Source organism: Azospira sp. MPR-LB4, from assembly GCF_058809525.1.
Genome location: NZ_CM179521.1, coordinates 465,237 through 478,694 on the forward strand (window position 1 = coordinate 465,237; position 13,458 = coordinate 478,694).

The window sequence follows — 13,458 nt, forward strand, 5'->3', positions numbered from 1 at the left end:
TATCCCCTGTCAGTGGCCTGCGTGGGGATTGGCCGCCACTTTGCCAGCCATCGGTTTGATGCTGGTGACGACCCATTCACCGGGTTTGCGCTCGACAAACTCGAAGGCCACCGTCGCACCCGGTTTGAGTCCGCTCAACAGCGCCGGCGTCGCGACCTGGAACTCCATGGTCATGCCCGGCCATTTGAGGCTGGCGACCGGCCCGTGATTGAGCGTCAGCAGACCTGCCTTGGTGTCGAAACCCTCCACCGTGCCCTCGGCCTGATGCCCAACAGCTGCCGACTTGGCTGACTCCGGCTTCGGTTGGCTGCCATGGCTGGCATGGCCGAAACCGCCGACCGCCGCCTTCAGGTTACTTTCGGCGTCAATCAGGAAGTTGGCGGCAACCACCACGGGCTCGCCATCCTTGATCCCTTCGAGCACCTCAACATGGTTGTCACTGCGTTGCCCCAATTTAACCTCGCGTGGCTCGAAACGGCCTTCCTTGGCCTGGACCAGCACGATGCGGCGGGTGCCGCTGTCAATCACGGCCGAGGTCGGTACGGTGACGACCTCTCCTTTGGCCCCGACCGGCAACTCGACCTGGGCGAACATGGCCGGTTTCAGCAACTGACTGGGATTGGGCAGTTCGACTCGCACGGGTACCGTCCGCGTCTCGGCCTTCAGGGTCGGATAGACGTAGGTGATCGTCCCTTCGAACACTTTGTCCGGGTAGGCATTGATCCTGACCTTGGCTTTGGCACCGGTCTTGACCTGACCGATGTCCTGCTCGAAGACGTCAGCCACCACCCAGACCGCCGACAGGTCGGCCACCTGATAAAGCGCCTCGCCCGGCATGAAACGCATGCCCTGCAGGGCTTTCTTTTCGGTGACAATGCCGGCGACCGGTGAGCGGAAAGTCAGCGTGCGCCGTGCTTCGCCGGATTTGGCCAGCGCCTTGACCTGCTCCTCCGAAATATCCCAGTTCTTCAGACGCAACAGGCTTGAATCGGCCAGTTGCTTCATGCCGTCCCGCGCTTGGCCGCCGGCTTCCTTCAGCGACTCGACGCCTTGGGCGGCAATCGCGTATTCGCGCTGGGCGGAAACCAGTTCCGGGCTATACACCTCAAACAGCGGCTGCCCCTTGCTGACCGGCTGGCCCGTGACATTGACGTGCAGGCGTTCGACGTAGCCCTCGAACTTGGGGGAAATCGCGTAGATGCGACGCTCGTCCGGCTCGATCCGACCTGCGGCGCGGACCACCTTGTCAAGGACGCGCAATTGGGCGACTTCGGTCCTCACACCCAGTTTCTGCACCTTCTCGGTGCTGATCTTGATCTGGTTGGCCGATGCCGGCTCCTCATCCTGCTCTCCCTCATAGACCGCGATGTAATCCATCCCCATCGGGTCTTTCTTGGGCACCGGCGAGGTGTCGGGCAACCCCATCGGATTACGGTAGAAAAGCAGTTTTTTCTCTTTCTTGGCCGGCTCGGCCGGAGCGCTGGCGACCGGCACAGCATCGCCATGGGAAGCGCCGCCACGTCCGCCCAGCCAGTAACCACTCCCGGCTGCCACGGCAACGGCAATAACGCCGATGGTCAGTCCTGCACCCTTGTTCATAGATCTTCCCCTAAAAGACGTTCGATTTCGGCCAGACGCATCTGGGCGTCGACTTGGGCCTTAAGCTGGTTTTGTCTGGCCTGCCGGATTTGGCGCTGGGCATCGAGCAAGGTGGCGAAATCGACCTTGCCAGTCTCGTAGCCGGCCAGTGCCGCCTTGAAGGTCAGTTCGGCCTGTGGCAGTAGGCTGTTGGTCAGCAGGTTTTCCGTGCGACGGGCGGCTTCGATGCCGGCCAGAGCCTCGGCCAGTTCGGCAGAGACTTGGTTGGTGGTGGCTTCCTTGCGCGAGCGCGCGGCATTGAGCATGGATTCCGATTCCCGCTCCTGTGCCCGCCGCGAAGACTGTTGCAGTGGGATATTCAGTTCGACCATCAACTCCCATTCCTTGATGGCGCTCTGGTACTGGATGGGGGAGACCCCCAGCGTAAAGTCGGGATAGCGGTTTTTGTAGGTCAGGTCGCGGGATTTCTCGGCGGCTTTGATTTTCGATTCATCGGCGAACAGTTGTGGGTTGCGGGTTCGCACGCGCTCTTCCAGCGTGGCGTAATCCAGCGCCACGGGAGCCGGCAGTTTGCGCAACTGCGCTGGTTCCTGCAAGGACGCATTGCTTGGGCGGGCCAGCAAGGCGTTCAGCCGGGCATGCAGGTGGTGCTGTTCGGTCTCCAGCGCAATCAATTCGTTGCGCATGTTGGTCTGCTCGACCTGGGCGCGGATGACATCCTGCTGCGCCGCCAGGCCGCCGGCGTAGCGCACCTGGGCGACTTTCTCCAGGCGGGTCATCAGGTCGAGAATTTCCCGAGTCAGTTGTTCGTTGCGGTGCACGTAATAAAGTTGGGCGAAATTGACTTTGATCCGCCCGGCCACATCGGCCCAGGTGCCCAGCGCACGACCCTTGGCGCCGTCGGCCTCAAGCTCTGCAATCTCGCGTTTCAGGTCGCGCTTGCCGAACCAGGGAATATCCTGCATCAGCAGGTAACGTGTGCTGCCGACGCGACTCGGGGACAAGGTTGCGTTCTGCTCGCCAAATCGGGTGATGTCGCGCAACTCGGTACGAAACTTCGGGTCGGGCAAGGCACCGGCTGGCGTCACCCGCTCGCCCGACGCTTCGGCCTCGGCCTGCATCGCGGCGTACTCCGGATTGCGCGTTTTGGCGTAATTGATCAGGCTGTCGACGTTTGCGCCAAGGGCGCTCTCTTGGGCAAGCACGGGCGTTCCAAAGGCGGCGGCAAGCGCCAGGATCAAAACGGGTAACGGCCTGAGTCGGCGCATGCGACCTCCCTGAAAATATTTGTTTTTATGAAGCATGCTGACAGCGAGAGGTAGAACGGTCTCGCCGTCAGTTAATGATGTTATTTGGCTGGCTCGAAATGGACGACGGTAATGGCACCATTGACGTTGTCGGCCATGAAGCGAATCTTATCGCCGCTCTTCATCTGGTCCAACCAGGCGGCATTGGATACCTTGAAGACCATGGTCATCGCCGGCATGTTCAGGTTGGTCAGCGGACCATGCGACAAGGTCACCTTGCCGGCGGCCTTGTCCACTTTCTTGACCTGACCATCGACCATTTGCATTTCAGCGGACGCGGCGGCCGGTGCCGCCATGGCATGACCGGCATGGTCGCTTGCAGCTTGAGCAGAAATAGCACTGAGGGTAGAAAAGGCGATCAGGGAGGCGGTGATAAGGGCTTTCATGAGTTTCTCCTGTTTTGGGGATCAATGTTTGGCAAAGATGCTGGTTTCGCCACCGGTCTGGACCAGCAGCGTGTTGTAGGGGACGGGTTTCGGGCTTTCCATGCCCGGCGATCCTGGCGGCATCGACGGCACCGCGATGCCGAGGGCTTTCGGTTTTTCCTTGAGCAGACGCTGGATGTCGGCAACCGGCACATGGCCTTCGACCACATAGCCGGCCACCTTGGCGGTGTGGCAGGAGCCCAGGCGATCGGGCATCCCCAATTGTTTGCGGGCCGCCGTGACATCCATGACGTTGTGCGAGCGGACCTCGAAGCCCGCATTTTTCAGATGATCGACCCACTTGCCGCAGCAACCGCAATTCGGGCTCTTGTAAACATCCACCGTTTCGCCGGCCGCCACGGCAGTGGAAAGGCCGGTGCCGAGGACGGCGCTCAAAGCAAGAACAAGAATGGGGTTACGCATGGCGAAGATCCTGTGTCAGTCGAGTGGCGTCAGTATGGATAGCAGACGCCAACAATTTGCTGTCCGCCTGATTACATTTTTGTAATCTTCATGGGGTTAATGTTTGTGCGATCCGTGGTCATGGCTGTGCGCTTTTTTGCCCTTGGCCACCGGTTTTTCCTCGACCGGGGCTACTGGTGCCTCTTCGTGGCCTCCATGCCCCTGCTCGTGGCCTTCCAGTCCGCCATGGGAATGACCATCACTGGCTGCCACCAGTTGCTCGTAGGCGGTCGCCGACAGCAAAGGTATCTTTTGCAGGAAGGCCGTCAGGTCCCAAATGGCCTCATCCTCCATGCCGCCCTTCGACCAGGCCGGCATACCGGAAGCCTTGATTCCGTGCTTGATGATCCAGAAATCGCGGGCAGCGTCACGTGACGATTGCGCCGCCGGTTTTTCGGAAAGATTGGGGGGAGTCGGATACAACCCCTTGCGAATCTCCGAATCTGGCGCTTCCGGAGACAAATGGCAATTGACGCACATTGCAGCATAGTTGCCGGCCCCGCGTCGCACGCGCTCGGGATCGGCAAGATCAGCCGGGATCTGGATTTCACCCGTACGGCTGGCAATGGCCCTTTCGCGGGCAAACGTCAGCGCCTGGTAGGTGAATGAACTGTGGGGGGTGTCGGCACCGACATCGACGACGCCGGCCACGACGACGATCCCAGCCGTTGCCGCGCCCAAGCCGATGGTAGCCAGAGCGCCCAAGAGTAGTTTGTTCATGATAAATCTCCTGCGATATGGGTGTGATTTCAGTGTTGGCCGTGGCTGCCAGGCTTCCTGACCACGACCTCCTGGGATTGCGCTTTGCCCGCTGGGCGCATCGCGCCCTTGCCGGCATCGTGGCTGCGGGTTGCGGCCGCCACCGGTCCGGTCCATTCATAGGCTTGGGTGTTTTTTGGCTGTTTGTACCATCCCGGATCGCGATAGTCGCCTGGTTTCTGGTCGCGACGGACCTTGAGGACGGAGAACATGCCCCCCATTTCAACCGCACCATAAGGGCCTTGGCCGGTCATCATCGGCAGCGTGTTGTCGGGGATGGGCATTTCCATCTCGCCCATGTCGGCCATCCCGCGTTCCCCCATCACCATGTAGTCGGGTATCAAGTCCGTGATCTGCTTGACGACGCCTCGGTGATCAACGCCAATCATGGTCGGCACGTCGTGCCCCATGGCGTTCATCGTGTGATGACTTTTGTGGCAATGGAAAGCCCAGTCGCCTTCTTCGTCAGCGAGAAAATCAAGCTGCCGCATCTGGCCGACCGCCACGTCGGTGGTCACCTCGGGCCAACGCGAGCCGATTGGCGTCGGACCGCCATCGGTGCCACTGACGACAAATTCGTGTCCGTGCAGGTGCATGGGATGATTGGTCATGGTCAGATTGCCGATCCGGATGCGGACCTTGTCTCCCTTGCGGACGTTGAGCGAGTCGATCCCGGGGAATGACCTGCTATTCCAGGTCCAGAGGTTGAAATCGAGCATCGTGTTGACCTTGGGCGTGTAGCTGCCGGGGTCGATATCGTAGGCATTCAACAGGAAGCAGAAGTCGCGGTCGACAGTTTCGATAAGCGGGTGGCGCTCTTTCGGGTGGGTCACCCAGAATCCCATCATGCCCATCGCCATCTGCGTCATCTCGTCAGCGTGCGGGTGATACATGAAAGTGCCGGGGCGACGCGCGACGAACTCGTAGACGAAGGTCTTGCCGACCGGAATCTGCTTTTGGTTGAGACCGCCCACGCCATCCATGCCGCTGGGCAAGCGCTGGCCGTGCCAGTGAATGGTTGTGTGCTCCGGCAGCCGGTTGGTCACAAAGATACGTACCCGGTCGCCCTCGACCACCTCGATGGTCGGGCCGGGGCTTTGTCCGTTGTAACCCCACAGGTGAGCCTTCATGCCGGGAGCGATTTCGCGGACAACCGGTTCTGCAACCAAATGAAACTCCTTGACGCCGTTGTTCATGCGCCAAGGCAGAGTCCAGCCGTTAAGGGTGACGACCGGATTGTAGGGACGTCCGTTGGGCGGAGTCAGTGGAGATGCCGTGTCCGGGTTGTCCATGGACACCAGTTCGGGCAACGCGGCAAGCGCGACGGAACTGACAGAGGCAGCCGCCACGGCACCGCCAGCCATGCCAAGGTTTTTGAAAAAATCGCGACGTGTGGTCATGATGGATGTCCCCTTAATGGTCGGCGCGGCCGGTGGCCGCAATGGTGGCTCGGGCCGAAGCATTCAAAGACGGCTTGCCGATCATCGCCATTTCCAAATCACCGCGAGCGATCCAGAAATCGCGCAAGGTTTCGATATAGCTGTTGACGCTACCGATCTGCGTCCGGGCATCAGCGAGCAAGTCGAAAACGCCAATCAGCATGCCGTTGTAGCGGAGCATGTTCTCGTCCGAAATCCGCTTGTTGAGGGGGACCACCTCGTCACGGTAATGGCGGGCAATGTCGTAATTGGTTCGGTAGGCGTGATAGGCCTCACGAACCTCCGAGCGGGCATTGATTGCCGATTCGCCGGCACGCTCCACCGCCTGCATGTAAATCGATTCAGCCTTGGCCACCTTGGAACCACCCCAATCGAAAATCGGCAATTCGAAGCTGATTTCGTAGCCTTTCTTGTAGCCGCTGTCGCGTGCGCCTTCGAGCACCCGGGCCGGGCCGACTTCGAGAACGTTGATGAAACGGGTCGCCTTGGACAGGCCAAGATTCTTCGCCAGCGCCTCGGTTTCGAGGCGGATTGCCTGCAGATCGAGGCGTTGGTCGAGCGCCGCCTGCTCGACACCCGGCAACTCGTCGACCGTCTTGGGCAAATCGGGGAGTCGTTCGGGCAAGCGAATGGCATTGCGATCAGGCAGGCCCAGCACGCGAGCAAGGCGTTCGCGTGCCGCGATTGCCGACTGCTCCGATCTGGCCAGGTTCAAAGCCGCATCGGCATAGAACGCTTGCTCGCGAGTCTGGCGCAGTTTGCTGAAATTGCCCACCAACGCCATGCGCCGGGCCAGTTCGGCACCTGCCTCGGCGGCCTGCCTGACTTTACGCAGGTAACGCACGGACTCCTCGGCAGCCAGCGCCGTGTAATAAGCTTGGCGGGCCTCAGCGGCCAGGCGGGCCACATCGATCACCGCCAGTTGCTGCGCCTGGGCGAATTTGCGTTTCTCCACCTCGACCGCCAGCGGCATGGTGATCAGGGCGAAGATGTTGAAGGTCAGCGCCTGTTCAATCTTGTATTCACGGATGCCGTTCTCAGGTTTGCTGGCACGCAACATCGAGAAATGAGGATTGGGCAAGCGTCCCGCCTGTACCAGTTCGGCCTCGCCGATCCCCAGGTCGAAAAACGCCGCCTGCAAGCCGCGATTGTTGTAGAGCGCAAGCTGAATCGCGTCATCCGCCGTTAGCGGATTGGCGAGCAGTTCGCCGACCCGGGGCCTGCAGTGTCGAGCGCTCCGCATCGCTGCGCGCCCATTGGACGTCCTTGTCCAGACGCTCGCGGGTCGTTTGCTCGACACGGCCGAATCCGCCATCGTCCGAAAACGTGGCACAACCGGCCAAACCGAGAATTCCGACGGTGGCGACAAGCAGTTTTCCGCGACGCATCGGCAACAAAGAGAGAGCGGACGTCATGGCTTATCTCCGGTCGCCTGTGGGGTGCGTTCAGCAGGGTTTCCGTGCTCATGGGCTGGCTCTCCAGCCGCTTGGCCGGTTTCAAGATGCCCGATGTGTCCGCGCAGGCGACCCATCTCGCCATTGACCTGACGCCAGTCATGCAGCGTCTCATCCTGGAACGGTTTGTAATCCGCGAAAGCCGATTGGTAGGATGTTTCGGGTATCGGTTCCTTGGGCGGATGGGAATCGGCCCAGGCGGGTGTCGCGGCGAGCGCGACCGTTAACGCCATGATTTTCATGATGCCTCCATTGGGAATATGCGGAGTCTTTTGCCCCGATGATCGACATCATGCTTTCGCCAAACCAACATCTTGCTGACTTGCGGATTACATTTTCGTAATCTAGGCAATTGGCCTTTAAAAGCGACGGAAAATGCGCCATCAATAGCCAATGGTTGGCGGAGAGAGCGATGAAAATTCTTGTAGTGGAAGACGAAACCAAAACCGGCACCTACCTCAAGCAGGGCTTGGTCGAGGCAGGCTTCGTCGTGGATTTGGCCGTCAACGGCCTCGACGGGCTGCATTTGGCGCTGACAGAGGCCTATGATCTGGCGATCCTCGACGTCATGCTCCCGGGTATCGACGGCTGGCAGGTGTTGCAAGGCATTCGCCGGGCCGGCAAGGAAATGCCGGTGCTGTTTCTGACGGCACGCGACCAGGTGGAAGATCGGGTTAAAGGATTTGAACTGGGAGCAGATGATTATCTGGTCAAGCCCTTTGCGTTTTCTGAACTGTTGGCTCGCGTCAGATCTCTTTTGCGTCGTGGCGGAAAAGCCAAGGAATCCGAGATTCTGCGCGCAGCCGACCTCGAACTCGACTTGCTGCGCCGCCGCGTCAATCGGGCCGGGAAACGGATTGACCTGACCGCCAAGGAGTTTGCCTTGCTCGAACTGTTGCTGCGCCGTCAGGGTGAGGTGTTGCCACGCTCATTGATAGCCTCTCAGGTCTGGGACATGAATTTCGACAGCGACACGAACGTCATCGAGGTCGCGATCAAGCGCCTGCGGGTCAAGATTGACGACGGGTTCGAACCCAAATTGATTCGTACGGTGCGTGGCATGGGCTATGTTCTGGAGATTACCGATTGACCCCGACTCGCGGCCCTTCACTGACGCTTCGCCTGACCCTGCTGTTTGCGCTGGCCTCGGCCTTTGTGCTGTTCCTGCTCGGCCTGCTGATTGGCAATGCGGTTGAGCGCCACTTCGAAGAGCAGGATTTGGATGTGCTGACCGGCAAAATGCAGTTGGCGAGGCATATCCTGGAACGAAAACCAGATAGTCAGCCGAAAGAGACACTGACCCAGCAACTGGACGATGCGCTGACGGGGCATCACGGGCTGATCGTTGCCGTCTATGACCAGAATGGCGAAACGCTGTATGCCAACGAAGCGATGGTGTTTCCGCAGGATCTACTAAGCATTGGCGCGACACCAAGGCGCGAGCAACCCGTCAAATGGAACAGTAACGACGGCCAGCCATGGCGGGGAATTTCCTCGATGATCAAAGGCACCGATGGTGGCGGTAGTTACACCGTGGCAATTGCTACCGAAATCACCCATCACGAGCACTTCATGACTTCCTTCCGGCAGACCTTGTGGGGGTTCATGAGCTTGGCAACCCTGGCGATGGGATTGCTCGGCTGGTTTGTCGTCCGGCGCGGCCTGTTGCCTTTACTGGCCATTAAGCGGCAGGCGGCTGAGATCACCGCCAATCGCCTGCATACCCGCTTGCCGGTCGAAGCCATCCCCCGCGAATTGGCGGATCTGGCTGACACACTGAATGGCATGCTTTCGCGCTTGGAAGAATCCTTTCAGCGCCTGTCGGATTTTTCATCGGACTTGGCCCATGAGTTGCGAACGCCGGTCAGCAATCTGTTGACCCAGACCCAGGTCACGCTCTCGAAAGCACGCTCTGCAGAGGACTACCGGGACATCCTGGCATCGAACGCGGAAGAATTCGAACGCTTATCGCGAACCATTTCCGACATGCTTTTCCTGGCCAAGGCCGACAACAACCAGATCATCCCCAATCGAGAGGCGATAGACCTTGCCGAGGAAATTGGCGATTTGCTCGAGTATTACGATGTGCTTGCCGAAGAGAAATCGATTGACTTGTCATTCTCTGGCGCCGGCCAAATCCTCGGAGACCGATTGATGTTGCGCCGAGCGATAAGCAATCTGCTGTCCAATGCGTTGAGGCACACGCCAAACGATGGAGTGGTTACAGTGCAAATCGAGGAGCGTGATGACGGATTGACACATATTGCCGTCGAAAACACAGGGAACGAGATTCCTGCGGAGCATTTGCCCCGCCTGTTCGATCGTTTTTATCGGGTTGACAGTTCCCGACTGCGGACAACCGAAAATTCGGGACTTGGGTTAGCTATCACCCAATCAATTGTGATTGCACATGGCGGGAAAGTACGTGTCCAATCGACCGCTGAAAAAACGCGCTTTACGCTATCCCTGCCCAGTTCTCACCGGTAATTGTTTCCCATTCAAAAATGCTTGATCTCAGGATGGCCTGATCAACATCGGCCTTATTGACCAATAATTATATTTCGCCATAAAATTCGCCAAAACAAACTGCACTCTTTAAAAGGCTATTTTGTGGAAAAAAAAAGAATTTCAGGCGAGATAGAAAACATAGAGGATGATTTCGCCAATTTAGCTCGACTCGCTGCTTCAGAGGCACATGAAGATACACGCCTGCTGCTAGCGCGCCTCGTACGCAAGTATCGTCAGCAGCGCCCCGAACTGGCAGCACGTCTTGATCAATCTCTGAAAGCATCCCAGACCCGATCAGCAGGTAATTCAATCCTGCGTCGAGGCACACCAGTGGTTGAAGCTGGCGAAGTGGCATTACCAGTTGATGGCGACTCCCGCCTAGCACTGATTCGCGTCTTCGATGATCGAGTCGGGTTGGCTCCGCCGATTCTTCCCGGCGGCGTTCATGACGCCATCGGCGCCATCATTCGCGAACGCCAGGAACGCGAACGGCTGGCTGCTCGCGGTATCAGCCCGACCCGTTCAGCCATTTTGGTTGGGCCACCCGGGGTCGGCAAAACACTCTCGGCCCGCTGGATCGCCAGCGCCTTGGGCAAGCCCCTATGGGTGCTTGACCTGACGGCGGTCATGAGCAGCCTGCTTGGCAAGACTGGCAACAATCTGCGTGCCGCCCTGGACCACGCCAAGAAGCACGCCGCCGTCCTACTGCTCGATGAGATCGACGCCATCGCCAAACGGCGCAGCGATGAATCCGATATCGGCGAACTGAAGCGCTTGGTCACCGTTATGTTGCAGGAAGTCGACCAGTGGCCGGACAGCGGATTACTGCTGGCAGCCACCAATCATCCGGAGCTGGTCGATCCGGCGCTGTGGCGACGTTTCGATCTGGTCCTCAAGTTCGACGCACCGGATGCCTCGGCGATTGCGGTTGCCATCCAGCGATTCCTTGGCGACGACCTGAAACTGTTTGAGTCTTGGGTCGATGTGCTGGCCGCCGGCCTACAGGGGCAGTCGCTGTCGGATGTCGAACGTAGCATTAACGCCTTGCGTCGTGGCCATGCCTTGCAGACAGCACCGTTAGAACAACTGATCGGCTCGGCACTGGGCCAGCGTCAGGAAGCCTTGAGCAAGGCAGAACGCCTCAATCTAGCAATCGAACTGGCCAAGGCGGGCCAGCACACTCACATGCAGATTAGCCAGATGACGGGGGTCGCTCGCGACACCATTCGCAAACACGCGGGACCATCACCCCGCAAAGGCAGGGGGCTCAAATAAATGACTACGCGATACCTGATCGGCCGTGCCGAGTTACTGACCTATCCCATCGAAGCGCCCAAGAAGAAGGTTGGCGACAAGGCTCACCCCTATACGCTTGGCGAGGCCAAGCGCATCATCGTGCCGGAGATCGAGTTAGCCAACAGCATTTTCCAAGAATTACCGGCGAAGGCCTGTGCCGATGATTTAGCGGTGGCCCGTCTGGTATTGCACCCGGCCTACCTGGCCAAGTCGTTTTTCCCGAAGCTGCTGCTCGATCAGGTCGGCCTCGCCTCGGTCGGGTCGCGGACCCGCCGTATCCAGCCGCGCCGCCAAACTCAGAAGAAGGCGCCGCCGGAAGCAGAAACCACGGAACTTTTCGTGGCTGGCACGCGGGCGGCACTGGGAAACTTCCCGGCTTTCGCCCGAAACCTGAACGAACAGATGCCGGTCGCCGAGCAGTTTGCTCGCATCGAGACCTTTGCCGCCATGACCCCATCTGATCGCCTGCATCTTGAGGGCGCCAATATCGGCCACGTTTTCGAGGTCGGCCTGCATTTACCCCCCGAAGGCGACGCCTCGGATGTTCGTGCCATGTTCGCTGACTACGCCAAGGACTGCGGCTTCAGGGTCAATGGCGAATTCGAATTTGAAGCGGGCCGCCTGCTGTTCGTTGCGGTCGAGGGGGAGGCTGCCGCCCTAGAAAACCTGGCCCAGTTCACCCTGACCCGCGTCGTCCGGCCGATGCCGCACTTGCGGGCGGCACGTCCGGTCACCCGCAGCATGCCGCTTGCGGTGTCGTTCTCGTTGCCGAGCGGCGAGCCGCTTTCTCGCGAACCCAAGGTCGCTGTACTGGATGGCGGCCTACCGGCGGAGCACATCCTCGATGGCTATGTCCGCCGCTATTTCCTGGCTGACGAGGATGCGAGCGACGTACCCGACTTCACCGAGCATGGACTCGGCGTCACCTCGGCTTTGCTGTTTGGGCCGATTGAGCCGGAAGCAGCGGCAGAACGTCCCTACGCGCCGGTTGACCATCATCGCGTGCTGGATGCCAAGATTGACGGAGAAGATCCCTACGAGTTGTATCGCACGCTCGGCCACGTCGAAACCGTACTGCTTTCCCGTCAATACCAGTTCATCAACCTCAGCTTGGGTCCGGATCTGCCAGTCGAGGACCAAGATGTACACGCGTGGACAGCGGTGATCGACAGCATTTTGAGCGATGGTGAAACCCTGATGACTGTTGCAGTCGGCAATAATGGGGAACGCGATGCAGCACTTGGCCTTAACCGTATCCAGGTGCCTTCTGATAGCGTGAATGCGTTGTCTGTGGGCGCCGCCGATCGAAGCGGCCCGGATTGGAAACGCGCTGGTTACAGCGCCACCGGCCCCGGTCGTAGCCCGGGAAGACGGAAACCCGATGTGGTGGCGTTTGGCGGCGCGCCCAAGGAGTATTTTCACGTAGCAGCCCCTGGCAGCCGACCGAACCTGGCCGCCACGCTGGGAACCAGCTTCGCGGCACCACTCGCGCTGCGCTCGGCAGTTGGTATCCGGGCTATTCTGGGCGACCCTGTACATCCGTTGACCATCAAGACGCTGTTGGTCCATGGCTGCGAAAGCAATGAAGAGCACGATGTGCATCATGTCGGTTGGGGACGTGTCCCGTCGGACATCAATCGCCTGATCACCTGTGACGACGGGGTAGCTCGAATCATCTATCAGGGCGAGCTACGTCCAGGAAAATTCCTGCGCGCACCGATTCCCTTGCCGGCTTTTAAGCTGGAGGGGAAGGTGCGTTTACGGGCAACCTTCTGTTACGCCAGCCCGGTCGATCCTCAGGATGCCGGCGCCTACACGAAAGCCGGCCTCGGCATTACCTTTCGACCCAACAGCAGCAAGCGCAAGGCCGGTGCTACCAATGCATCGTCGGTCAGTTTTTTCCCATCGGCCGACTTTCGGACCGAGGCCGAACTGCGGGCAGATCTGGGTAAGTGGGAAACTGTGCTGCACGCTGAGCACAGTTACTACGGTAGCAGCCTGCTTGAACCCTTGTTCGACGTGCATTACAACGCTCGCGAGGCTGGGGGCCAGGCTTCGTCAGGGGCGCCTGCCATCCGCTACGCCTTGGTGGTTACCGTACACGCCCCGAAGCATGCGCAGTTACATCAGGACATACTCAAGGCCCACGCCGTGCTCCAAGCGCTGGAACCGCAAGTCTCGCTGCCGCTGCGCGCACGGACCTGAATCC

Annotated in this window: 12 protein-coding genes; 4 read left to right on the forward strand and 8 right to left on the reverse strand. The window is 59.5% G+C overall.

What is annotated here, in order from left to right; all coding sequences use genetic code 11:
- Positions 1-9 precede the first annotated feature (9 nt).
- The 8 genes from AC3QLZ_RS02195 to AC3QLZ_RS02230 all read right to left on the reverse strand — a co-directional run bounded on the left by AC3QLZ_RS02195 (position 10) and on the right by AC3QLZ_RS02230 (position 7,687).
- A complete protein-coding gene (locus AC3QLZ_RS02195) occupies positions 10-1,599 on the reverse strand; it encodes an efflux RND transporter periplasmic adaptor subunit (RefSeq protein WP_014237667.1) in 1,590 nt (529 codons plus the stop codon).
- Entirely contained in the window at positions 1,596-2,867 is a 1,272-nt protein-coding gene (locus tag AC3QLZ_RS02200) for a TolC family protein (protein ID WP_014237668.1), read from the reverse strand. Before AC3QLZ_RS02200 ends, AC3QLZ_RS02195 begins: the two co-directional genes overlap by 4 nt.
- 80 nt (positions 2,868-2,947) lie before the next feature.
- On the reverse strand, positions 2,948-3,292 hold the full coding sequence (locus AC3QLZ_RS02205) for a copper-binding protein (RefSeq protein WP_014237669.1): 345 nt from the start codon (positions 3,290-3,292) through the stop codon (positions 2,948-2,950).
- Between the two features lie 21 nt (positions 3,293-3,313).
- On the reverse strand, positions 3,314-3,754 hold the full coding sequence (locus tag AC3QLZ_RS02210; RefSeq protein ID WP_014237670.1) for a DUF411 domain-containing protein: 441 nt from the start codon (positions 3,752-3,754) through the stop codon (positions 3,314-3,316).
- A gap of 96 nt (positions 3,755-3,850) precedes the next feature.
- Positions 3,851-4,513, reverse strand: coding sequence for a c-type cytochrome (locus AC3QLZ_RS02215; RefSeq protein WP_014237671.1), 663 nt, complete (start codon positions 4,511-4,513; stop codon positions 3,851-3,853).
- Positions 4,514-4,542: 29 nt separating this feature from the next.
- Complete coding sequence (locus AC3QLZ_RS02220) at positions 4,543-5,952, reverse strand: multicopper oxidase family protein (RefSeq protein WP_014237672.1); 1,410 nt, start codon at positions 5,950-5,952, stop codon at positions 4,543-4,545.
- A gap of 13 nt (positions 5,953-5,965) precedes the next feature.
- A complete protein-coding gene (locus AC3QLZ_RS02225; RefSeq protein WP_202945970.1) occupies positions 5,966-7,291 on the reverse strand; it encodes a TolC family protein in 1,326 nt (441 codons plus the stop codon).
- Between the two features lie 111 nt (positions 7,292-7,402).
- The gene (locus tag AC3QLZ_RS02230) at positions 7,403-7,687 is read right to left on the reverse strand and encodes a hypothetical protein (RefSeq protein ID WP_153150882.1); all 285 of its coding nucleotides are present in this window, start codon (positions 7,685-7,687) and stop codon (positions 7,403-7,405) included.
- 170 nt (positions 7,688-7,857) lie between these two features.
- Between AC3QLZ_RS02230 and AC3QLZ_RS02235 the strand changes: the two genes are divergently transcribed.
- The 4 genes from AC3QLZ_RS02235 to AC3QLZ_RS02250 all read left to right on the forward strand — a co-directional run bounded on the left by AC3QLZ_RS02235 (position 7,858) and on the right by AC3QLZ_RS02250 (position 13,454).
- Positions 7,858-8,535 carry a heavy metal response regulator transcription factor gene (locus AC3QLZ_RS02235; protein WP_014237675.1) on the forward strand — a complete coding sequence of 226 codons (678 nt, stop codon included), beginning with the start codon at positions 7,858-7,860 and terminating at the stop codon, positions 8,533-8,535.
- Entirely contained in the window at positions 8,532-9,932 is a 1,401-nt protein-coding gene (locus AC3QLZ_RS02240; RefSeq protein WP_014237676.1) for a heavy metal sensor histidine kinase, read from the forward strand. Before AC3QLZ_RS02235 ends, AC3QLZ_RS02240 begins: the two co-directional genes overlap by 4 nt.
- Before the next feature lie 123 nt (positions 9,933-10,055).
- Positions 10,056-11,228: an AAA family ATPase gene (locus AC3QLZ_RS02245; protein WP_014237677.1), complete on the forward strand. Its 1,173-nt coding sequence runs from the start codon at positions 10,056-10,058 to the stop codon at positions 11,226-11,228.
- A complete protein-coding gene (locus AC3QLZ_RS02250; RefSeq protein ID WP_014237678.1) occupies positions 11,229-13,454 on the forward strand; it encodes a S8 family peptidase in 2,226 nt (741 codons plus the stop codon).
- Positions 13,455-13,458 lie beyond the last annotated feature (4 nt).

Coding starts and splice junctions, on each gene's coding strand:
- AC3QLZ_RS02220 (WP_014237672.1), bottom strand. CDS start 5,952: ATGACCACACGTCGCGATTTTTTCAAAAACCTTGGCATGGCTGGCGGT.
- AC3QLZ_RS02215 (WP_014237671.1), bottom strand. CDS start 4,513: ATGAACAAACTACTCTTGGGCGCTCTGGCTACCATCGGCTTGGGCGCG.
- AC3QLZ_RS02200 (WP_014237668.1), bottom strand. CDS start 2,867: ATGCGCCGACTCAGGCCGTTACCCGTTTTGATCCTGGCGCTTGCCGCC.
- AC3QLZ_RS02230 (WP_153150882.1), bottom strand. CDS start 7,687: ATGAAAATCATGGCGTTAACGGTCGCGCTCGCCGCGACACCCGCCTGG.
- AC3QLZ_RS02210 (WP_014237670.1), bottom strand. CDS start 3,754: ATGCGTAACCCCATTCTTGTTCTTGCTTTGAGCGCCGTCCTCGGCACC.
- AC3QLZ_RS02250 (WP_014237678.1), top strand. CDS start 11,229: ATGACTACGCGATACCTGATCGGCCGTGCCGAGTTACTGACCTATCCC.
- AC3QLZ_RS02195 (WP_014237667.1), bottom strand. CDS start 1,599: ATGAACAAGGGTGCAGGACTGACCATCGGCGTTATTGCCGTTGCCGTG.
- AC3QLZ_RS02205 (WP_014237669.1), bottom strand. CDS start 3,292: ATGAAAGCCCTTATCACCGCCTCCCTGATCGCCTTTTCTACCCTCAGT.
- AC3QLZ_RS02235 (WP_014237675.1), top strand. CDS start 7,858: ATGAAAATTCTTGTAGTGGAAGACGAAACCAAAACCGGCACCTACCTC.